The following is a 21,014-nucleotide window of genomic DNA, read 5'->3' as shown; positions in this document are numbered from 1 at the left end:
CGAAAAAAAGGCTATCCGTCAGTCATAGGCGCGGATAGCCTTTTTGGTACTTTCTGTTCCACGTATAGCATGCATCGAGAAAAACAGGCGGTTACCACCTCGTAATTTACGGCTTAAGCAGTTAGCACATTTTATCGAATAGCCACCTTGTAAGTGCGCAGCCAGTTATCCACTTGCGTCAAGTAAGCAAACAACTGAGGACCCGACATTAGCTGGCCAAACCAAGGCAGATTGGAGGATGCCTCCGGTGAGCTGGCAATATCCCGTATCTTTTTCGTATCGATCAGCTTGAGCAGTGGGGAAGAGGAATCATCCAGCAGTTGCAGCGCCTGCTTTTTCACAGCGGCAAGATAGGAGGGATTATGCGTTTTGGGATACGGGCTTTTTTTGCGATATAGCACATCATCCGGCAATACGCCCTCCAGCGCCTTGCGCAAAATACCTTTTTCACGTCCGCCTGTCATCTTAATGCTCCACGGAATGTTCCATACATATTGCACCAACCGGTGATCGCAATACGGCACCCGTACTTCGAGTCCGACCCCCATACTCATTCGATCTTTGCGATCCAGCAGGGTAGGCATAAAGCGGGTGATGTTCAAATAGGACATGACGCGCATTTGCGCAGCTTTTCCTGTTTCCCCCGGTAGCTTTGGTACTTCTCCGACTGCTTCTGAGTAACGGTCGTTCAAATACTCCAGCGGCTTGATCCAGTCCCGCACTTCGGGGGATAGCAGACTCGCTCTCATATCGGGAGCAACCGCCCACGGGAATGTGCCTGAGTTCAGCATATCCTCCCGATGGAACCACGGATATCCGCCAAACACTTCATCCGCTGCTTCACCAGAAATGGCAACAGTAGCGCCCTTTTTAATCTCCCGGCAAAAGAGATACAGTGACGAGTCCACGTCCGCCATGCCGGGTAAATCCCGCGTTAGCGTGGAGTTGTTCAGAGCGGCTACAACTTCTGGTGTATCGAATTCAATCCAGTGATGATTTGTCCCTAATTCATCGACCATCCGCTGTATCCAGGGAGCATCGGCTCCGGGCTGGAACGCATGGGCTTTAAAATGCTTGTCGTTGTCCACATAATCGACCGAATACGTATGAACTTGTCCCTGCCCGGTACGTTTGTAATAATCAACTGCTAATGCGGACAGAGCACTTGAATCCAGCCCGCCAGACAATAAGGTACATACCGGTACATCCGAGATAAGCTGCCGTTCAACGGTATCCATCAACAGTTCTCGTACCTTGAGTGCCGTTTCTTCGGTGTTATCCTCATGCGCAATGCTTTCCAGTTTCCAATAGGCTTGAATGCGTACGCCGTCGCGGCTGTAGGTGAGGGTATGCCCGGGACGGAGCTCCTTCATCGACGAATAGACGCCGTGTCCGGGGGTGCGTGCAGGCCCAATGATAAAAATTTCTGCCAATCCCTCGGCGTCTACTGCTGCCTCTACCGCTGGATGCTGGAGTAGGGCTTTGGGTTCGGAGCCAAATACAAATACATCTCCAGTTTGGCTATAAAATAGCGGCTTCACTCCCAGTCGATCTCGTGCCAGAAATACCTGCTCCCGCTCACTATCCCAGACCGCAAACGCAAAAATGCCGTTCAACCGATCTACACAATCCGGGCCCCATTCGATATAGGATTCGAGCAGTACCTCTGTGTCGCATTGTGTACGGAAAAAATGCCCACGTTGTTGCAACTCTTTTTTCAGCTCAGGCGCGTTATATATTTCCCCGTTATATACAATCGTATAAGTGATATCCTCAAGCTGCCGGATCATGGGCTGAGCGCCGTTTTCCGGGTCCATTACGCTTAGTCTTCGGTGTCCGAAGGCACACGGATTGGATATCCAGGTACCCGCAGCATCCGGTCCGCGATCGGAGAGCGTTTGCGTCATATTCAGCAGCAGCTCAGATTGATGCATTAAATCTCCGTTCCACTGTATGAAACCTGTAATTCCGCACATGTCTATTCATCCTCTCTTTGTCGTGTTCATCCAGTGTTGGAATGAATCAAAAACTAAATCCCCAGTTCATCAGTATATATGCCGAAATGAAGCATAAAATGTCTGTCCGTTCCGAAAACTACAGATGGGGCAACCCGCCTACACGTGAGGAAGGAGGGAGACAATGTACTACATCAAGGATGCCAAAATACGCCGCTTCACTGAACTTGACGGAGTGCGCTGTGCTGAGGTAGAAGTGCGTCCCGGTGCCGCAGATGACCCGGAGCTGCTGGTTTATATCACAGCTACGAATCAGAAGGATGGTCAGCCTGATTATGACATGGTACGGATCATCCGCAATGATGCCGATCTGGAGCTGGATTGGTATGACAATAATCTGCATTCGGCATTTGAAGAAGTGACCGACAAGGCTTTTACGGACTCTACGCACATTACCGCTGGTGAGGAACGGGAAAAGTTCAAAAGGGAGTTGCTCTCCTATGGGCAGCTTAGTACAGAGTTTGCCAAGGAGTTCGGGGCATGAGGATATGGTGTGCACTACCTCGGCTTTTGTTAATTTGGACACCGGCGCCATCGCCAGATCAGCGTGAAAGGAGGGGGAAATCATAGACGGCAAAGCGAAGTATAAGAAAAACAAAGGCAGCAGTTATATTCATAACAATGAGTTCGCGGAAGAAGTGATGGAGAAAAATGTAAGACATGAGGTGCGAAGAAGTCCTAGACGCTTCGGTAATAAATAAACAGTCATAAACTGAGAAACGCTCATTTATAAATGACCCTGAAGAAGCCTCTGTATTCGTCAAAATTGCGAATGCGAGAGGCTTCTTTTGAATTAGGCCGCTTCACGCAGCGTCATGATCCCTTTGTAGATGTTATAGACAAAAACGCCGAGATAGACCACTACGAATAGCATTACAAACCCGATAACCGAGCCTGCATGATTGGCAGTGATAATAAAATAAACTAGCGGAATCGCCGCAATAATGGGGAAAATGTGCGATAAAATGGCTTTTTTCGCGTGTCCCTGAACATATTCGTCCCGGACTGCAATCCACACAATGACCGGCACCAGAAAAGGTGCGAAAAAAATGCTAAAATAACAAAGTGAAGACAAAAGGCCTCTCACGGATTAACCCCTCCTTTTTGGCATCGTTCTTTGTACATAATACCCCGTTAGCGTCCAAATGATTCCTTTTGCAGCCTGCTTTCCTGTATAATGAAAAAATGCTTTTGACAGTTGCCCAAAATGTGATATAATCATTAATGCACTGAATACATAAGGTTTTATGGATTATCATTTTGTCCCAGTAGCTCAGCTGGATAGAGCAACGGCCTTCTAAGCCGTCGGTCGGGGGTTCGAATCCCTCCTGGGACGTATAGCAAAAACTTCCTAATTCAATATTAGGAAGTTTTTTTGTGTTCCGGCAGTATCATTGATTCTGGCTTTATACTGTCGCCTTCTCTTTATGAGCAAAAAATTGCGGCAGATGCTCTTTGTGTGCTTCCAGCAATTCATCCAGCACAGTTTGGGCGATATCGCCGCTTGGAACGAGCGGATTCAAGGTGAAGGCTTGCAGTGCTGTCGCATAGTCACCAGTGACCGCCGCTTCAATGGTCAGCTCTTCCATCGCCTTCATGACTTGCAGCAGTCCCCGTTGTGCTGGAGGGAATTTGCCAAAGTTGACAGGCTCCGCACCATGCGCACGAATGACACTAGTTACTTCGATGGCGCTATCATAAGGGACATCATCAATCGCACCGTTGTTACGCGTACTAACTACCATCAATGTGCCTTTGTTGTTATAAATAGAGTTGATGATTTCACAGGCAGCATCGCTGTAATGCGCACCGCCGCGTTTGGATAATTCCTCTGGTTTGTAATCCAGATTCGGATCTTTGTACAATTCAAACAGACTTTCTTCCAGACGTTTGACGACTTGGCCCCGAGTTCCTTCGTTTTTGGCCTCCTCTAATTCTTCCTTGAGCATGTTATCGGTCATATAGTAATACCGATGGTAAGGACAAGGTAGCATTTTCAATTGACGAACCTGATCATACAGGAAGCGCATGTTCTTAATATTTTCAACGACCTTCTCCGGTTTTGCGCCAGGAGCATACAGTCCTTCGATAACTTGTTCTGTTAATTCTTCTCCAGTTTTATCATAAACTTTGTGCCAATGAAGGTGGTTAATTCCTGCAAATTTAAAGAACAGCTCTTCTTCCGGTTTGTCCAGCACAGCCGATGCACTCTTGATCGCGCCGATTGGAACATTACATAATCCGATGACTTTATCCCACTGACCATAACGAAGCACTGCTTCGGTGACCATGCCCGCAGGGTTGGTGAAGTTAATCAACCATGCATTCGGACACAGTTCTTTCATATCTTCTACGATACTGAGGATAACGGGTATGGTACGAAAAGCTTTGAACATCCCACCAGCCCCATTGGTTTCCTGACCGATCATACCGTGTTTTAACGGAATACTTTCATCTTTAATCCGAGCTTCCAATAAGCCTACCCGAAACTGGGTCGTTACAAAATCGGCATCCTTCAAGGCTTCCCGACGATCCAGTGTCAAATGTACTTCACAATCAATGCCGGCGGCTTTTACCATCCGTTGGGCCATGGCCCCTACGATCTCCAGTTTCTCGCGTCCTGCTTCAATATCTACCAGCCATAATTCCCGGATGGGAAGCTCTGCATAACGTTTGATAAAACCTTCTACTAATTCTGGTGTATAGCTGGAGCCTCCGCCAATAGTTGCGATCTTTATGCCTTTTTTCATGGTTAGTGCCTCCTGAGTATGTTTTTTAAAACCGCTTTCTTAAGCTCAAATTCACTGTAATCCCTGTAATGCATTACAGGTCAAGCGCTTTTAGAAAACTTATTTGGGGAAGGTGACAATTATAGGGCGGGGCCACGAAACATGCTAAACACGAACATGCTAAAATAGAAAGAACGAGGTGAGAAATGTGGCAAATATTCATGAAATTGCAAAGCTGGCGGGTGTATCCTCGGCAACGGTGTCTCGTGTCATTAATAACCATCCGTACGTAAGTGAACCGACAAGGCAGCGTGTACAGGAGGTCATAGACCGACTGGATTATGTACCTAATTTGAATGCGGTTTCATTAAAAAAGGGCATGACCAAGCTCATAGGAATTATTTCAATTTCTTTTAATGATTCATTGGGTTCATTTGTGCGTGGATTTACAACCTATGCCCAGGAGCATGGTTTTAATATGGCACTATTTATTACGAATGGAGAGAAGGAGCGGGAGCTTGAAGCACTGGAAATGTTGCGGAGAAAGCAACTGGACGCCTTGGTCTGTATGATTCGCGTCAATGAGTGGAGTGTGATTGAGCACTACACCAAATATGGTCCAATTGTGACATGGCAGCGTGTAAACATTGAGGCAATCCCGTCTGTATTTATGGACCAGTATCAGGGGTACATGCTTGCGCTGGAGCATCTGTATGCCAGAGGCTATCGCAGCATTGTGAATGTATATGGAAATATGAGGGGATTGAATACGAAGGAGCGCATACGGGCTTATCATGATTTTTGCAAAAAACATGATTTGAACGCTGATGCTTTCTCGCATTTTTATGGCTTAAATTCAGTAGAAGCGGGTGAACAAATTGCTCACTGGTGGGGCGAACAATCCAACAAGCCGGATGCCTTCGCTTGTTCTACCGATTATTTGGCTGCAGGGCTGTTGACCGAAGCACGTAGGCTCGGTGTTTCGGTCCCGAGTAATGTTGCAGTGGTGGGCTTTGATAACACCGAAATTTCGCATTTGCTTGATTTAACCACCATTCATTACCCGATTGACAAGCAAGCGGAAAATGCATTCATTATGATTCGAAATGCCCTAGAGGGGCTTCATGAAGAATTACATCCCTTGGAATTCAAGTTAGTAGAGCGAGCGACCACTTGATCTCCTGAGTATTCCCTTTTATCCGGTGCTGAGCTATTCAAGTCACATAATTGAGGTGATATTTTATGCATATAGGTTAACTGATACTCACTTATATATACTTGAGAATTCTAGGGTTCTCTGCTTTGCACGTCCAACAAATGCTTATAAGGATTTAGGAGAATTAATGGAAAATGGCACGCTCTATCATATTTCGGTACCAGAAGATTTCGAATCTTTTGATCATAATAAAGCACTAACTCCGGGTGAGGGAGGCGACTTCTTTTTTGAAGAGTTCCTTAATCCAGTACTAAAATTAATAAATGAAAATAAAAAGTAAAAAATAAAAAAGGACTCCATAACAGTATAAATTCCCGAGGAGTCCTTTTTTGCACAATACTTTAATTCAAACGGCCATCATAATTCCATTACGAAAATTAACGTCAAGATACATGCACAGTTGTAAGTAGAATTAACGATTCAAAATAGGTATTTCTCCCAGCAGATTCTTTAAGTTAATGGAATCCCACGGCATATGCTCGGTTATACCTAACCCAACTACATCAGTTTCTTCAGATAGTTCTTTAATCAGATGAAGTAGTTGAGGTATTTGCATTGTTCCCGCAGGAGAAAGATTATAGGGAGCTTCAGGGTTGGCGAATAATAAAGAACGAAATGCTTTTGGATCAAGTACATCTAAATCAAGGTGAATCGCCAGGTGCTTGATGCCGCTTTCTTTAATCCATTCTTTTATAGATGCGGTACTGCTCGTTAACTCTTGGGTCCCAGCAGTTCGAATCCCTAATCTTTGAATTACTTCAGTATCTGTTTCTGTAGTGGTAACACCTAACCTTTGAAATGTCTCTGAAAATGCTTTTGTTTCTTCTTCTGTAGGAGCTGCTAATCCAGCGATAAAGACATTTTCAGGTTTAAGAGGAATTTTCACATGTTTTGCGAACTCCTCATCTCCTTCTCCCAAAAGGTTCCCAAGCGGTAATGTATGTCCGTTATCATAGCCTACATATCTAACTAAATCACTGTGAGCATCAATCCAAATTAATCCTAATTCTCCGCCGTATCGTTCGTTTAAATAGGCAAATGGGGCTTGCTCGACTAAGCAGTCACCACCAAACATTACTATGCGATCTGGCTTATGAGCATCAATGATATGTTGAGCAGCCTCTAATTGTTCAAGTAGCTGTTTTCTCCCATACATACCGTTCTCGTTGACAAGTGGAGTTCCATCATAAGCTTGAACTGGAACTTGAATAAGGGGTTGAGCATTGTCTGGGGCTAGCCAGGCCAGCAGTTCGGCGCCAAAAGAGTAGTTAGGATTGTTTCCTCCTTGCCACTGCGGCATTAACAGGCGTATTGTTTTAGTCATATTTTCTCTCCTTTACTTCAAATTACGGTTAGTATAAACTGAACGCAAATAAAAACGTAGTACGCACTAATTTGATAGGTACTACCCGAAAGGATAGTGTGAATATGAGTATGGCTGAATTTAAAGGTAAAGTTAAAAACATTCAAGATACACCTTTTGGTTATACAGTGTCAGTTATTGGTGGTAAATGGAAAATGGTTATTATTTACCTTCTGGCCGAAAACCAAGTGGTTCGCTTTAATGATCTGAAAAGACAAATCGGAGCTATTACTTATAAAACATTGAGTTCACAGCTAAAAGAATTGGAAGCGGATGGTCTGGTGAATCGGAAAGAGTACCCCCAAGTTCCACCTAAAGTTGAGTACAGTCTTACAGAAAAAGCGGAAACACTATTGCCTGTTTTGGAAGGGTTATGTGAATGGGGAACCAAAAATCAATATAATTAAGTTTCGTTTTTTAATTGCTTTCGAATGCTATACGAATATTAGAAAAGACGATTGACATATATTTATAGTTAATCAGGTATTCTACAAGCTCAAGTGTACTGGGGATAGGAAGCTTAAAAATCAGTATCTTTTGGGGGGGATATTTTTGACTATGGCGATTATTTTATTTGTAGCGAATATTCTACTTATTCTTGTTTCAATCGTTGGTATTGTTCTGTTCATGGGGATATTGTACAGGGGGTACATTTTGCTAGGATTACTTATTGCTGAGAAAAAGAACACAAGAATTCAAGCTGTAAAAGATTAATTTTATGACAACACAGAGCCTCATTTCTACTTTATTAGTGGAAATGAGGCTCTTGCGTAAACAATAAAAGTGACATAATGGGGTGAAGGAAGGGACATAGCATTTTATAGCTTTTGGGACATCCCCGGATGTTTGATGCTTAGCACTACCTTTTTCTTTAGTTCCTCTGCAGCAGCTCGAATCTGTTTTGCCTGCGTCACAGCCGAAATCACCGCTACACCATCGGCACCCGCACCTACCACTTCCTCCACACGGTCTATCGTAATGCCACCGATCCCGACGATGGGCAGATCAATTCCCGCTTTGCGCATCTCATGCAAAATGGCTGGACCCTGCACCGCATGAGCATCATCCTTTGAGATGGTGGGATAGATGGGGCCGACGCCGAGGTAGTCCGCACCTTGCAGAATGGCTCGACGAGCTTCCTCAATCGTATGGGCGGAGACGCCAAGGATTCGGTTTCCGATCCGCGTACGCACAGAATCAGCCGATTCATCGTCCTGACCGATGTGAACACCGTCGGCGTTGAGCTCAAGGGCCAGCTCCACATCGTCATTGACGATAAAGGGGATACCAGCGTGGTGGCACAGATCTTGTAGCTGACGCGCAAGTTCAAACATAGGAACCCCTGTTAACGCGCTACGGCCCTTTTCCCGGAACTGGATCATGGTTGTGCCGCCAGCAAGAGCCTCCTGCACGACCCGACTTGGTTCCGCAAGGCAGTTCACGCTTCCAACAACCAGATACATCTGTAAATGCCGGCGCATGATCTCAGGTAATATTCGACCGCTCATTGGAGTATCTCCTGACGACGGCGGTAGGCCCAATGATTGGTTGGACCGTGTCCCTGGCCCAGATACAACGTATCTTCAATCGCCGCCTGAATGAAGGCTCTTCCATTCAAAATAGCTTCCGGTACAGACACGCCTTTCCCTAATTCAGCGGTAATCGCTGCTGAGAACGTACATCCTGTTCCGTGTGTGTGGACAGTTCGCACCCGCTTGCCGCCCAGCTCTGTGAAGGCTGTTCCGTCAAAGAGCAGGTCAATGACCTGACCGCTGTTTTCGCTCTCCTCATCGTGGCCGCCCTTGATCACAACGAATTTGGGACCCCGGCTGCTAATATGTCTCGCAGCTTCACGGCGCCCTTCCATCGTACGAATGCTTATCCCGGTTAAGGCCTCCGCTTCCGGGATATTTGGTGTGACGACCAGGGCCAAGGGGAGCAGGTCGTCGTTCAATGCCTGCACCGCTTCTGGTTGCAGCAGCTTTGCGCCCCCTTTGGCAATCATTACAGGATCGACGACAACCTTTTCCCAGCCGAACTTTCGGATCTGCTCGGCTACCAGGCGGATGATGCCTGCATCAAATAGCATGCCAGTCTTTAGGGCGTCGACTCCAAGATCTGATCCTACAGCTTCGATCTGTTGCGCTGTTGCTTCCTGTGGCAGCGGATATACACCGTGAACTCCCAAAGTATTTTGTACCGTTATGGCCGTAATAGCTGACATACCGTATACGCCAAGCTCCTGAAAGGTTTTGAGATCGGCTTGAATTCCAGCCCCGCCGCCACTGTCTGAACCGGCAATCGTCAGCGCTCTCGGTACATGCACGTCTCTCATCGCGCACCACCTGTTGTAGTTGTTCCAGCTTCACGGATCGTGACATGCCCCTCTAGCGAACCAGTATGTAGTTTGGCAAGCTCGTCGAGAAAGGCAATCTGGAAGCTGCCCGGCCCCAGCTTTGCGGTATGCGCTGCGGCTCGAGAAGCTGCTGCACCGTAAAATGCCAAACCTGCTGTGCCTGCGAGCAGCAGGTTGGGTTCAACTGCTGCAAACGCACCCAACACAGAGGTCAGCAGGCAGCCTGTTCCGGTTACCTTCGTAAGCAGCGCGTCTCCGCCACTAATCAATCGTACTTCAACCCCATCGGTGATGACGTCCTCTTTTCCAGTGATGACAACCATGGTATGGAGCGTTTGCGCAGCCCGAACTGCCAGATCGACATTACTGCTGTCAGCACTGTCGCCTGCATCTACCCCTTTAATTTCTCGGGCTTCTCCGATCAGATGAGCGACTTCGGCTGCATTGCCTCGTACTAGTGAGATGTTAACCTCGTTTAGAATTCGTAGTGCTGACTCGGTTCTAAAGCTAGTCGCTCCTGCACCGACCGGATCTAACAGAACTGGAACACCGTGAGCATTCGCCGATTGTCCAGCAAGGATCATGGCATCCACCAGCTCACGGTTTAGCGTACCGATATTTAACACGACGGCGCCCGCTATTTTGGCCATATCTGCTACTTCCTCGGGTGCATAAGCCATCACCGGGGAAGCCCCTAGTGCATATAGGCCGTTGGCTGTAAAGTTGGTGACCACCACATTGGTTATATTATGAACGAGGGGGTTGCTGTTTTGTACCTTTGTCAGGAGCGTCGAATAACTTTGTTCCCATATATTCATCATGTTTATCCTCTCTCATCTATACTGATTATTCCTAGACCGTAGCGCGCATCTGGACGGGCCATTGTTCCTGCTTATAAGCCATATCCCAGAACATATATTCCAGCTGGCAGCTTAGCATAAAATGCTCAATCATCCGCTCTCGCTCGGCAGCCGTGGCGACTTTCGCCCAAGCATCCACACGCTCTCGATATTTGAAGGTTACATCTTCAATTTGGTTGCCATAGAAGCAAATCCACTCATAGAACGGATGAGACTCGTCTGGTCTTACCTCATCCATTAGCCTGCGTCCAATTTCAAGATATGTCCATGGACATGGTAGCAGCACGGCCATGATTTCCCCAAGACTACCCTCATGTGCGACGGTCAGCATATGGCGGATATAATGATGAGCGGACGGAGCGAGTGGATATCCCTGCATCTCTTCATAGGTGACACCTGCGATAGCACAAAAATTTTGATGCGGATGAACCTCGCTGTTGAGAATAAAAGAGATCTGTTCGTTAAATACAGCCATATCCTCCCGGCTCGTGCTTTTGGAGATTGCGATGCCGTAAATCCGCATGTAGGCGTTCAAATATTCAAAGTCTTGTTTTACATAGTGAATCAGCTGTTCCCTTGTTAAATTTCCTTCAGCAATACCTCTCACAAAGGGATGCTCATAAATGGCTTGAAAAATGCCATCCGCCTGCTGACGGAGCTCTTGCGAAAAACTCATTTCCCCACCTCCAACAAAAATGGAGAATAAGAAGTCCCGTAAGATACAATTCTCGGAACAATGCCAAAAAGCCGCCCCGAAAACTGGAGCGGCTTCAACATAGGTTCAATGCGCAAAAACGCCTGAAACCCTATATAGAAGGCTCCACTTTCCTACGCTAGTACGAACTAGATCAGGTTCAAAGGGTCCAAGATTCATTCTTGTCTCAGCCATAATGGCTCCCCTAGTGGACTTTCCTATTCTTTTGACTAATACTGTACATTCGTTCCTATGTTATGTCAAACTGCTTATGCCTAGTGAAGGATTAGTGAGGGTGTTGGATTACACTTTCCACGGCTTTGACCCTCACATATTCCGGTTTCCACATTGCATCCCGAATGGCTTGCTCAATATTTGGAAGGTGTGCCTGAGCTACCTGATCCTGAATTGCGGCCTTTGCTACCGCAACCGCAACCGCAAACGAAACATCACGTAATTTTCGAATATGGGGCAGCAGTGCGCCGCCAAGTTCATTCGAATCTACGGCGTTGGCAACGGCATCAGCTGCTGCGGTAAACATGGAAGGAGTGATTCGTTTGGCCTTGACCACAATTGCGCCTAGACCCAGTCCCGGGAAAACAAAGGCATTGTTCGCCTGACCAATTTCAAATTTCGTACCGTTATAGGTGACGGGCTCAAAGGGACTTCCCGTAGCAATCAATGCTTTGCCATCAGTCCATCGTATCAAATCCTCGGGTACCGCTTCAGCCAGATTGGTAGGATTGGACATGGGCATAATGATCGGGCGTTCCACATGCTTTGCCATTTCCTTGATAATCTCTTCAGAAAAGGCACCCGCTACACCGGAAGTCCCAATTAAGATTGTAGGTTTTACCTGACGGATGACCTCCAGCAACGGTATTTTGCCGTCTTCCGATCGGGCCCATGAGCTGATTTCTTCCTTTTTACGCACATATGGTTTCTGATAATCGAGTACATCTTCCATATCGTCCGTTAATAGCCCGCGATAATCAAAGGCCCAAAACGACCTGAAAGAATCTTCTGCAGGAAGCCCGTCCTCGATCATAGCGCTCCGTATTTGGTCGGCGTTACCGATTCCTGCTGCCCCTGGACCAAAGACAAGTATTTTTTGTTCACGTAGCGGAATTTTGGTGACACCTACCGCCGAAACAATCGCAGCTAATGTGACTGCTCCTGTGCCCTGGATGTCATCATTGAAGGTGAGAATGTTTTGACCGTATTTCCCTATAATGTGGCGTGCGTTCACGCTGCCCACATCCTCCCAATGCAAAAGCGCTTTCGGGAATTGTGTTAACGTTTTGCTGATAAAGGTATCAATAAATTGATGATAGGCTTCTCCGCGAACTCGTTTATGACGGTTTCCGATGTATAGCGGATCATTCAGCAGCTTTTCATTATTCGTGCCCACATCCAGTACAATGGGCAGCACCCGCCCGGGATGAATACCTGCCGCAGCTGTATATACAGCAAGTTTGCCAATAGCAATGTTAATTCCCCCGACCCCCCAGTCACCAATTCCCAAAATACTTTCTGAATCCGTGACCACGATCAGGTCAACATCCTCACTACGCAAGCCGGAATTATAGAACGCCTGTCCGATACCGTTCGGATGATCTATCGATAAATATACGCCCCCGGGACGGTTGTACTCATGGCTGTATTCTTGAATGGCGGTTCCTACAGTCGGTGTGTAGACTACGGGCAGCATTTCACTCAAATGGTCGGTTAGCAGCCGATAGTAAAGCACGACATTCCGGTTATGAAGGTCGTTAAGTGAAGCATTTTTACGCAGCATGGTGGGTTGTGCCAGGAATTGCTGATATGCCCGAACGCTCTGTTTTTCCAATGAAAGGACAGTGGGAGGAAGAATTCCTTCCAAGCCCAGTTCTTTGCGTTCTTCTTCTGTAAATGCCACCCCTTTGTTCAAAAGAGGGTTTGCTAGCACGTCCTTTCCTCGTAAGGGAGTAGATAATGACCCATCACGATTGACATGAAATGCTTCCATAAAAATACCTTCTTTCCCTATATTTTAATAATTATTCATGATGAAAAATGACATGTTGTCCATAGTATGGACGTACGAATTGGTTTTATTCGTCTATCAATCTATGACAAAATGACCATATGTGTATCTTTTTATTAATCCCATAGAACCAATTTTGTTTTCGGATTCACCTTGTAATTCGTATAGTAGTAGTCCTGATGAATCAGGTCTAAATGCTCTGTTTTTATCAAATATGAAAAATAGTTTTTCTTCTCTTGAATGCTTATATATCAAGGGATGTGAGCTGTTTTGTTAAGAAAATATGAAGTATTTGGACATTAATTTAATCTTACTAAGCAAACATTTTTAATTCTTTTTCAACAAAATAGAACTATTCGGAGGAAAAGGAGAGGTTTGTGTGCAGGGACCTATAGCCATTTTTAGCGATAACAACAGGGCTATTGATTATCCCAATGTGATTTGTTTTTACCAATATATACAGTGCGAGGACACGGAGGAAGCTTCAGTCTACGAGGGTGCAAGTTGCTGCCTGATAGATTATAGGGAGCCGGGGCAAGCCGTGCGGAAAGCTAATCAGATCCGTAGCCAGTTTCCACAAATGCCATTGCTATTGGTGACGGATGTAACCTTTCCGTTCAGTGATCAGCATATGGTGCAAATTATCGGAGTAGGCCGATTGCGTCTGCTATTTTGGCAAGCCAATGATACCGAAGAAATACTTTCTGAAATACAAAGCTTGCTCTATCCCGAGTATTCGACTAAAAGCCAACATGTTGCATTCATCTTGTCTGTGTATAACGAAGAGAAACGTTTTGTTCATGTCAAAACCTTTGCTGAGCGACTGCAAGCCTTTATCCGCAGCCATATTATAGAGGGTTCGATTTATCTCATTGATGATGGTAGCCACGATGGCACGAATGCCTTGATTAAAGCGCTGGAGGCAGCAACGGACTTGTCCGTAAACCGGATTAACCAGAACTTGAGTCCACTGCTTCAAACAAGGGAATTGGGACGCAATACGCGCAAGGCAGGGACGTATCTGGAAGGAATGCGGACCATCGGTGCGGATTACTACGTATTTGTGGACGCGGACGATTCCTTTTTTATTGAGGATATTGCCAGAATGATCAATGTTGTTCAACAGGGCTACTATGATGTTGTGATTGGAACCAAAGATATGACCGCCGAGAATCGTTCTTTATTGCGATCTATCGTCAGCTTTGGCAAACGGGTCGTCTCTCGCCCCTTTTTACCAACCGGTGTAGTAGATTCCCAGACGGGTCTTAAAGTGATGAGCTCGGTTGCCGTGAAGCGGATGTTTCCACATTTGAAGGAACAACTCGGACTAGCGCTGGATCTGGAGATGATGTTCATTGCCAAGCGACTTCAGCTCCGTGTGCTGCAACTACCCGTCAAATGTATTGACCGAGATGGCTCGCACATTCATGTCTGGAAGGATTCCATTCGCTTTTTGCGCTCTATCATTGAGATTTGGCGACTGGATCGGCGGGTGAGATAACCACGTGAACAACCGATTGCGTTCGTTGATGTTCCCCCTCTTTAATGTGCTGCTTAACGGATTCAATTTTTTCTTCCACATTGCAGCGAGCTGGTATCTTACCGGACAAGCCTATGGTCAGGCGAACGCGCTGTTGGCCCTCTTTGCACTGTTGTCCGTATTGGGCTTATCCATCCAGCTGTTAACCGCCAAGCTGGTATCCAAGGCTGACCAGAAGCTTGCGCTACGCAGCTTACCGCTCGGTTCTCTATTACTAAAAGCACCTCTAGTGCTAACTTTGCTTGCCATGATCATTTTACTTTCCTTTCATCCGTTGCTGGGTTCGCTATTGGGCGTTGAGTCCGGCCCGCTGTTCATGCTGTATGCCTTGATCGGATTGCATATTCTGGTAAGTTCGTGCCGTGGAGATTTACAGGGGAGGGAACGCATGCTGGCGCTCAATGTGAACTATTACATTGAGGTATTAGGGAAGCTATGCCTGTTTTTTGTCCTGGCTGCCCTGGGGTTAAGGTTGGAAGCCTTACTATTAGCGAGCTGTGGGGGAATGCTGCTGTCGTTGCTTCACGGCTGGATCGTTTCGGCCCGAGGCTTGTCCCTATTGACATATAGAGGAGAACATATCCCTGCTGGGTTATGGAAGTCACTAGGTCAGGATTTCACCGATAGCCTTATGACGAATTTATTCATTCTGTTTTGTATATCCATCGACATGTTGTATGTACAGCATTACTTTCCTGAGCAGGCCAGCAGCTATGCCATTGCGCTGAAGTACAGCCAGTTGGTCTATTACGTTTCGTACAGCTTGATTGCTGCCTTTATTCCAAAGATCGGTGCGCAGGGGCATGACCGCCAGGCTTTGGGCAAGTTAATTGTAATCTATGCTGGATTAATGGCTGTAGCCGCGCTGTGTGTATATGTGGGCACAACTTATATATTCCCACCCTCTATTCCCATATTATTTGGAGCCTCTTACCAGGCGGCTGAGGCCTATATTCCATGGGGAGGCTGGGTGTATTGGCTTTTTTCCATCGTGCTATTTTTTGTGCATGTGCACGTATTAGTGGGCAGACGCACCTTTATGTTCAGTCTGATGGCGGGAGCCGCAGCTTTATTAGTAGCCTTTCATATGGCTCACACAGACCCGATCGATTTTTTGTTGTCAGAGTTCATTGTGTACGGAGCTATGTCTCTCTACTTTGTGATAGATGCCTATATGTATTTGTTCAAAATAAAGATAAGGGGAGGAATCACCCCATGAATACCATACTAGAGCAGGACGATAAAACCGTAGTTCTATTGCTTTCCTGGCGTGACATTCGTTCTCCGAAAAGCGGGGGAGCAGAAATTTTCACCCATGAAATGCTGAAACGCTCACAGCAAGGTCGGTTTCAGTTCATTCATTTCTCACCTCAATTTGAGGGGATGCCTGAGCATGAAGTCATTGACGGTGTTACGTATATTCGAAAAGGAAACATATACAGTGTTATTTATTATGCGATGCGCTATTACCGTCGTCATCGGCAGCAGATTGACTATGTAATTAATCAAGCGAATACGCATCAGTTCTTTACCCGATTTTGGGTGGAGGCATCCAAGCGAATTTTTTTCATACATCAGCTAACAAGGGAAATATGGTATGAAAATGCCAGGTTCCCGCTAAATATGATTGGATTTCATATGGAGCCCCTCATGCTTAAGCTGGCACGGAAGGATCGGACGCTCACCGTATCCCCGTCTACCCGGTATGATCTGCTTAAGCTGGGCTTTCATCCAGATCGCGTTCATCTTTTACCGGAAGGAATTGAGTTTGATCATTGGCCGCGTGAACAATTTTTGACAAAGGAGTCTAACCCAACCTTCATGTATGCCGGACGCTTTGTTAAATATAAGGGCATTGATCTGGTCGTTGAAGCCTTTGGGCGGCTCAAGGAAAAGTTCCCCCAGGCTATGTTATGGATTGCCGGAAAAACCGATAAAACCTATGTGACAGAACAATTATTGCCGATTATAGAACGGTATGGATTGACATACGGAGAACCGGATGAACAGGGACAATCACAAGCCGATATTACCTTTTATGGATTTGTTTCAGCAGAGTATAAGCTGGAGCTGATGAGCCGTGCCCATGCGCTCGTATTCCCTTCCCTGCGTGAAGGCTGGGGATTGACGATTACCGAAGCGGCTGCGGTTGGAACTCCCAGCATTGTGAGCAATTCTCCCGGTCTGGTGGATGCGACGGATTTCGGAAAAAGCGGATATTTATGCTTTCACGGCGATATTCGAGGATTGTCTGAACAAATGGAAAGAGCGGCAGAGGGTGGCGAAGATTACATGGCCATCCGTGAGCGAGCGTACCAATATGCGCTAAGATTTCATTTTGATCATACAGCTGCCGCATTTGAGCAGTTGATGGAGAATTGGACAGAGGAGGCGGAACAGAGTGGACAAAGTGGTCATTCTCTTCTCCACGTACAACAATGAACGTACAATAGAGCCTTGTTTGCGAAGCTGTATGGGGCAAAATTACAGGGATCTGCATATTGTAATTGCCGATGATGGCTCCAGTGATCGGACGGTTGAGACGATTCGTATGCTGTCCGCAGGGAGCTCAGTACCCGTTACCGTATTGGAGCTTCCTCATGGAGAGCGGGGAGTTGCTAGAGTCAAAGCGGTTGAGGAAGCGAAGCGCTTGGGTGCCGAATACATATTTGTATTGGATTCCGATATGATTTTAGCCGAACATCTAATTCAGCAAAGCATCGACTTTTTTGACGATCATCAAGATATTGGCGCCTTGGTTATTCCAGAGGAGGCATATTCGGAAGCAAATAATTTTTTCTCCAAAGTAAAGGTTTTCGAGCGGAATGTAATTAACAACGCAGGAGAGACCTTGGGAAAACGCTCCATTGAAGCTGCACGCTTCTGGCGAATGAGCGCTTACGAATCGACAGGCGGATTTAATGCGGAGCAAATTGCTTTTGAAGAAATACAGCCAACCTTACGCTATATAGAGTCTGGCGGAGTCATTCGCCGGGCGGTTTTTACACGGGTATATCATGATGAAAAACAGGTATATTTGCAGGATGTATTACGTAAAAAAGCCTACTACTTCTCGGTGATGGATCGTACGATGTCATCTGAGGAGGGCGGATTGCGAAAGGCACTGGAACGTTGGTACTTCTTCCGTCCGGTGTTGTATACATGGGGGAATGTGAAAAACTACATCCGCCATCCGCTGCTAACGGGGGGGATGTTGTGGATGTACACCTGCCTGACTGTGATTGGGGTAGCCGCCGTGTTAAAGGGCGGCACCCGTCACTCAGGCGATCTCGCTAAGGCGGATAAGGCGTAACGATGAATGACCGAGGGTCAGCGTATCCAGCGAGTACAGGTCGGGATCGGAAGATTCTGGCTCCTCATACGGTATATATAATGAATGCGGAGTTAACTGAATACCTTCGCCAGCAGGATGACGCAGTGAGCAGCCGACAGGATACAGCTCAGCAAGTGCAATGTGTACGGCGGTTACGATATCTTGATCATTCAGCAGTACATACGGTCGGTACGGAGCATTCAAAATGCTGTTTATAAATTCCGATAGGTCAGATGCGACGTTCTGGTCTGCATACAGGCTGTTTCGATTGAGCCTAGCCTGATCAAGCGCCTCATACAGTATCTTTTTAAGCGTATCATCATCCAGCTCCAGCGGTTTCGTCAAAAAACGGAACACGCCGACTTGATTAATGGCCGATAAAATGGACTGCGTATGCAGGTGACCAGACAAAATGATGCGTACGATATGTGGATAATCTTTCTTAATCATACGAAGGAACGTAATTCCGTCCAAACCAGGCATAAGCAGATCGGAGACGACAACATCAATCGGGTACTTTTCCAGCACTTGCAGAGCTTCTTTAGGCGTGTGAGCGGTATGTAAGGTGAATGTTTCTTGCATCAATGTCCGTTCAAGCAGGGACAGCACCATAGGACTGTCGTCAACAAATAGAATGTTTTGGGGTGTCATAAGAACTGCGCAACTCCAATCAGGAAGTAAGAAATGAGGAACTACATGTATAATATCAGCGTTTTGGCATTTTTAAAAGATGTCAGTACAGAACGGGCGTTGCGTCTTTTTTGTGAACGATTTGATTCGGTTGAACACGCGCTCTGGGAAAAAGGAATGCGTCTTCTTCACCAGTATCATGCTGCGCGACATACAGGGGTGACTCTGGCCGTCTCCAGTGCACTTCAGCATATGGACGATCGTCATGATATTTACGTTGTTGATCTGCGAGCATACAGCGAGGAAGATTTGGATCGTCTATATATAGCCAAAACATGCGAGTTGATCCTGCTGACAGACGGGGCAACGGAAACCGCTGCGAGGTTTGCCGCACTCCAGCGCCGCACTCCCCGGTTGCTGTGCGCACGGCTACCGCTGGTCAGCTACGAGCTGGAATGCCTGATGCAAGCGATTTTGAGCCGTCTTGAACAAAATGGAGGGGCCAGGTCATGAAGCAATGGGCTTTGTTGAAACCAAGTTGGCAAAAGCTGATCCTGTACCTGATGGTTTTGTGTGTGACACTGTTCTTGGCCGCTGTGCTACAATGGTTCGTCATGCGGCAATTCAGCGGTCACTTGGCGGAAATTCAGAACGAGCAGCTCCAGAATGAGGTACAGGAACTGTCTGGCAGCATAACGGAGCATTATGCCGCATGGCAAGATGAGCTAAAAGAGCTGTCGTCCAGTCTGGGCAGAGAGATGCTGAATCAGGGAACACGTCAATATGCTGAGGGGTTTAAGCGTGAGAGCGGGTCTTTTTATGTGCTGGATGAACAGTATCATGTGATGGTCGGACGTGACAATCGTGAGATGAGGAATGCGGTCCAGCAGATTAAATGGCTGCAAAATGGTTGTGCGGTCAGCTCTTTTGTGACTGAGGATCATCAGCCTGCCCAGTACATAGCGTGCAGGATTCAAGGGGTACAGACGGGCGGTTTTATGGTGCGTACAGTTGACGCTGAAATGCTTAGTGGAATTGTTAAAAGTAAGCCGGTGAATCAGCATGAGACTTTATTTTATAACGGTCAATTCAAGATCGTAGCTTCCCGAAGTACTTCGGATATCAACCGGACGGACATCACGAGTGTAACCCGTAGGCTGCTGGAGGGCAATACGGGTATCGTTGAAGATCGTGGAGAGAAATACGGAATAGGATTCAGCCGCATTGGGGAAGAGGCCCTTTACATATCGGTTAAGGATATCAGTCAGGACACCCCCCAGCGAATTAGCTCCTTTCGCAAACAGTTGTGGATGGGGATGGCTCTAATACTCATTATTTTGTGGGCCATGCTCATCCAGTTCCGCAAACGGATTGTGAAAGATGCCATCGTGAACAATCAAGTGCGTGACCAGCGGCGGGATGAAGATATGCGACAGCAGCAGGACACGTATTATTTGCCGTTAATGCAGACGATTGAGCAACAGCTGCAAGAGCTACAAGAACAGACTAGCCGTCTCACAGGCGGCGATGATTTAAAGCTGTTGGGATTTTATCAAGATCTAGCCAACCGCTTTGAAGTGTCTTCCAGTCAGGGAAAAGGAGCATCTCATGAGGAACTGGAGTATTTCCGCGAGCTGAATGAAAATTTCATTCAGGGTCGTCTCAGACAGGAATCCTCACTAGGAGAATTACTGACAGGCGTCCGTAGTTTGCGTGATGAGCTGGAAGAGAAAATGCATGATAATAGCGGAATTAGCTTCACCGATATGAATGAGGTATTGTCCGAATCGCTGAAATGGGCGAACCGTTCGCTGAATATGAAGCACATTCAAGTGATCTTGCGGCAAGAGCCAGTTCCATCCATTGCAGCACAAGCACCCATGCTGTACAAAACGATACAGGGGCTGCTGGAAAATGCAGTGCAGGCCATGAACCAAGATGGAGAGCAGCTGGAGGATCAGGAACGGAGCCGAACGGGTCTGCGGTCCAAGCGGCAATCTCATATGCTTAAGGTTAGCTCACGGCTGGAAGAAGCTGAAATTATGATTATCATTGAAGACACAGGCGGCGGGATTGATGACAAGATGCGTTGGAGCTATTTCCAGCCGGACTATTCCCAAAACGCACAGGAGCATACGTTCAGCCTGTATCACATGGATGCATATCTGAAGACTATAGGTGGTCGCTTAAAGCTGCGTAACACCGATCAGGGATTGCAGGCCATCGTTCATTTGAGAAGATAGATAGGCCC

At 46.7% G+C, this 21,014-nt stretch carries 20 protein-coding genes, 1 tRNA gene and 1 riboswitch; of the genes, 11 read left to right on the top strand and 10 right to left on the bottom strand.

Annotated elements, in window-relative coordinates; translation table 11 throughout:
• Positions 1–131: 131 nt before the first annotated feature.
• Positions 132–1,976, bottom strand: coding sequence for an asparagine synthase (glutamine-hydrolyzing) (gene asnB, locus MKX36_RS19265; protein WP_340865340.1), 1,845 nt, complete (start codon positions 1,974–1,976; stop codon positions 132–134).
• Between the two features lie 163 nt (positions 1,977–2,139).
• Between asnB and MKX36_RS19260 the strand changes: the two genes are divergently transcribed.
• Positions 2,140–2,499 carry a hypothetical protein gene (locus MKX36_RS19260; RefSeq protein ID WP_031462108.1) on the top strand — a complete coding sequence of 120 codons (360 nt, stop codon included), beginning with the start codon at positions 2,140–2,142 and terminating at the stop codon, positions 2,497–2,499.
• Positions 2,500–2,808: 309 nt separating this feature from the next.
• On the opposite strand, the gene MKX36_RS19255 is transcribed toward MKX36_RS19260, so the two are convergent.
• On the bottom strand, positions 2,809–3,102 hold the full coding sequence (locus MKX36_RS19255) for a DUF4870 domain-containing protein (protein ID WP_031462107.1): 294 nt from the start codon (positions 3,100–3,102) through the stop codon (positions 2,809–2,811).
• Between the two features lie 175 nt (positions 3,103–3,277).
• Here MKX36_RS19255 and MKX36_RS19250 point away from each other — a divergent pair.
• A tRNA-Arg gene (locus MKX36_RS19250) sits at positions 3,278–3,351 on the top strand.
• 70 nt (positions 3,352–3,421) lie between these two features.
• On the opposite strand, the gene MKX36_RS19245 is transcribed toward MKX36_RS19250, so the two are convergent.
• A complete protein-coding gene (locus MKX36_RS19245; RefSeq protein WP_025365679.1) occupies positions 3,422–4,765 on the bottom strand; it encodes a 6-phospho-beta-glucosidase in 1,344 nt (447 codons plus the stop codon).
• Positions 4,766–4,952: 187 nt separating this feature from the next.
• Here MKX36_RS19245 and MKX36_RS19240 point away from each other — a divergent pair, with 187 nt between their 5' ends.
• Together MKX36_RS19240 and MKX36_RS19235 are read left to right on the top strand one after the other, a co-directional pair.
• Positions 4,953–5,921 carry a LacI family DNA-binding transcriptional regulator gene (locus MKX36_RS19240; RefSeq protein ID WP_044787372.1) on the top strand — a complete coding sequence of 323 codons (969 nt, stop codon included), beginning with the start codon at positions 4,953–4,955 and terminating at the stop codon, positions 5,919–5,921.
• Positions 5,922–6,087: 166 nt separating this feature from the next.
• Positions 6,088–6,240, top strand: a complete 153-nt coding sequence (locus MKX36_RS19235) for a hypothetical protein (RefSeq protein ID WP_340865338.1) — start codon at positions 6,088–6,090, stop codon at positions 6,238–6,240.
• Positions 6,241–6,372: 132 nt separating this feature from the next.
• Here the strand turns inward: MKX36_RS19235 and MKX36_RS19230 are convergent, their stop codons facing one another.
• A complete protein-coding gene (locus tag MKX36_RS19230; RefSeq protein WP_123797575.1) occupies positions 6,373–7,284 on the bottom strand; it encodes an arginase family protein in 912 nt (303 codons plus the stop codon).
• Between the two features lie 104 nt (positions 7,285–7,388).
• Here MKX36_RS19230 and MKX36_RS19225 point away from each other — a divergent pair, with 104 nt between their 5' ends.
• A complete protein-coding gene (locus MKX36_RS19225) occupies positions 7,389–7,730 on the top strand; it encodes a winged helix-turn-helix transcriptional regulator (RefSeq protein WP_019688443.1) in 342 nt (113 codons plus the stop codon).
• 411 nt (positions 7,731–8,141) lie between these two features.
• Here MKX36_RS19225 and thiE read toward each other — a convergent pair whose 3' ends face one another.
• The 5 genes from thiE to MKX36_RS19200 form a co-directional block, all read right to left on the bottom strand.
• Complete coding sequence (thiE, locus tag MKX36_RS19220; protein ID WP_019688442.1) at positions 8,142–8,831, bottom strand: thiamine phosphate synthase; 690 nt, start codon at positions 8,829–8,831, stop codon at positions 8,142–8,144.
• Entirely contained in the window at positions 8,828–9,658 is an 831-nt protein-coding gene (thiD, locus tag MKX36_RS19215; RefSeq protein WP_031462102.1) for a bifunctional hydroxymethylpyrimidine kinase/phosphomethylpyrimidine kinase, read from the bottom strand. Before thiD ends, thiE begins: the two co-directional genes overlap by 4 nt.
• Complete coding sequence (thiM, locus tag MKX36_RS19210) at positions 9,655–10,500, bottom strand: hydroxyethylthiazole kinase (RefSeq protein WP_340865336.1); 846 nt, start codon at positions 10,498–10,500, stop codon at positions 9,655–9,657. Before thiM ends, thiD begins: the two co-directional genes overlap by 4 nt.
• 31 nt (positions 10,501–10,531) lie before the next feature.
• Complete coding sequence (gene tenA / locus MKX36_RS19205; RefSeq protein ID WP_340865335.1) at positions 10,532–11,215, bottom strand: thiaminase II; 684 nt, start codon at positions 11,213–11,215, stop codon at positions 10,532–10,534.
• 132 nt (positions 11,216–11,347) lie between these two features.
• Positions 11,348–11,450, bottom strand: a riboswitch (TPP riboswitch).
• A gap of 69 nt (positions 11,451–11,519) precedes the next feature.
• A complete protein-coding gene (locus MKX36_RS19200) occupies positions 11,520–13,241 on the bottom strand; it encodes an NAD-dependent malic enzyme (protein ID WP_025365673.1) in 1,722 nt (573 codons plus the stop codon).
• A gap of 397 nt (positions 13,242–13,638) precedes the next feature.
• On the opposite strand from MKX36_RS19200, the gene MKX36_RS19195 reads away from it, so the two are divergent.
• From MKX36_RS19195 to MKX36_RS19180, 4 genes are read left to right on the top strand one after another with little or no spacing between them, the layout of a single operon-like run.
• Complete coding sequence (locus MKX36_RS19195; RefSeq protein ID WP_016818594.1) at positions 13,639–14,760, top strand: glycosyltransferase; 1,122 nt, start codon at positions 13,639–13,641, stop codon at positions 14,758–14,760.
• 4 nt (positions 14,761–14,764) lie between these two features.
• Positions 14,765–16,018 (top strand): transporter, encoded by a 1,254-nt coding sequence (locus MKX36_RS19190; protein ID WP_340865334.1) that lies wholly within the window; start codon positions 14,765–14,767, stop codon positions 16,016–16,018.
• Positions 16,015–17,241 (top strand): glycosyltransferase family 4 protein, encoded by a 1,227-nt coding sequence (locus MKX36_RS19185; RefSeq protein WP_017427387.1) that lies wholly within the window; start codon positions 16,015–16,017, stop codon positions 17,239–17,241. Before MKX36_RS19190 ends, MKX36_RS19185 begins: the two co-directional genes overlap by 4 nt.
• On the top strand, positions 17,201–18,112 hold the full coding sequence (locus MKX36_RS19180) for a glycosyltransferase family 2 protein (RefSeq protein ID WP_044787385.1): 912 nt from the start codon (positions 17,201–17,203) through the stop codon (positions 18,110–18,112). Before MKX36_RS19185 ends, MKX36_RS19180 begins: the two co-directional genes overlap by 41 nt.
• On the opposite strand, the gene MKX36_RS19175 is transcribed toward MKX36_RS19180, so the two are convergent.
• Positions 18,080–18,784 carry a response regulator gene (locus MKX36_RS19175; RefSeq protein ID WP_340865333.1) on the bottom strand — a complete coding sequence of 235 codons (705 nt, stop codon included), beginning with the start codon at positions 18,782–18,784 and terminating at the stop codon, positions 18,080–18,082. The two genes, MKX36_RS19180 and MKX36_RS19175, sit on opposite strands and share 33 nt — an antisense overlap.
• A gap of 45 nt (positions 18,785–18,829) precedes the next feature.
• Here MKX36_RS19175 and MKX36_RS19170 point away from each other — a divergent pair, with 45 nt between their 5' ends.
• Together MKX36_RS19170 and MKX36_RS19165 are read left to right on the top strand one after the other, a co-directional pair.
• On the top strand, positions 18,830–19,276 hold the full coding sequence (locus tag MKX36_RS19170; protein WP_016818599.1) for a hypothetical protein: 447 nt from the start codon (positions 18,830–18,832) through the stop codon (positions 19,274–19,276).
• Positions 19,273–21,006 carry a sensor histidine kinase gene (locus tag MKX36_RS19165; RefSeq protein ID WP_340865332.1) on the top strand — a complete coding sequence of 578 codons (1,734 nt, stop codon included), beginning with the start codon at positions 19,273–19,275 and terminating at the stop codon, positions 21,004–21,006. Before MKX36_RS19170 ends, MKX36_RS19165 begins: the two co-directional genes overlap by 4 nt.
• The last annotated feature ends 8 nt before the right edge of the window (positions 21,007–21,014 follow it).

Origin of the sequence: Paenibacillus sp. FSL W8-0439, assembly GCF_038008995.1 — a bacterium.
In the GTDB taxonomy this organism is placed as follows: Bacteria; Bacillota; Bacilli; order Paenibacillales; family Paenibacillaceae; genus Paenibacillus; species Paenibacillus polymyxa.
Note: the sequence above shows the minus strand (reverse complement) of the source record. Positions and strands in the feature narration are given on the sequence as shown.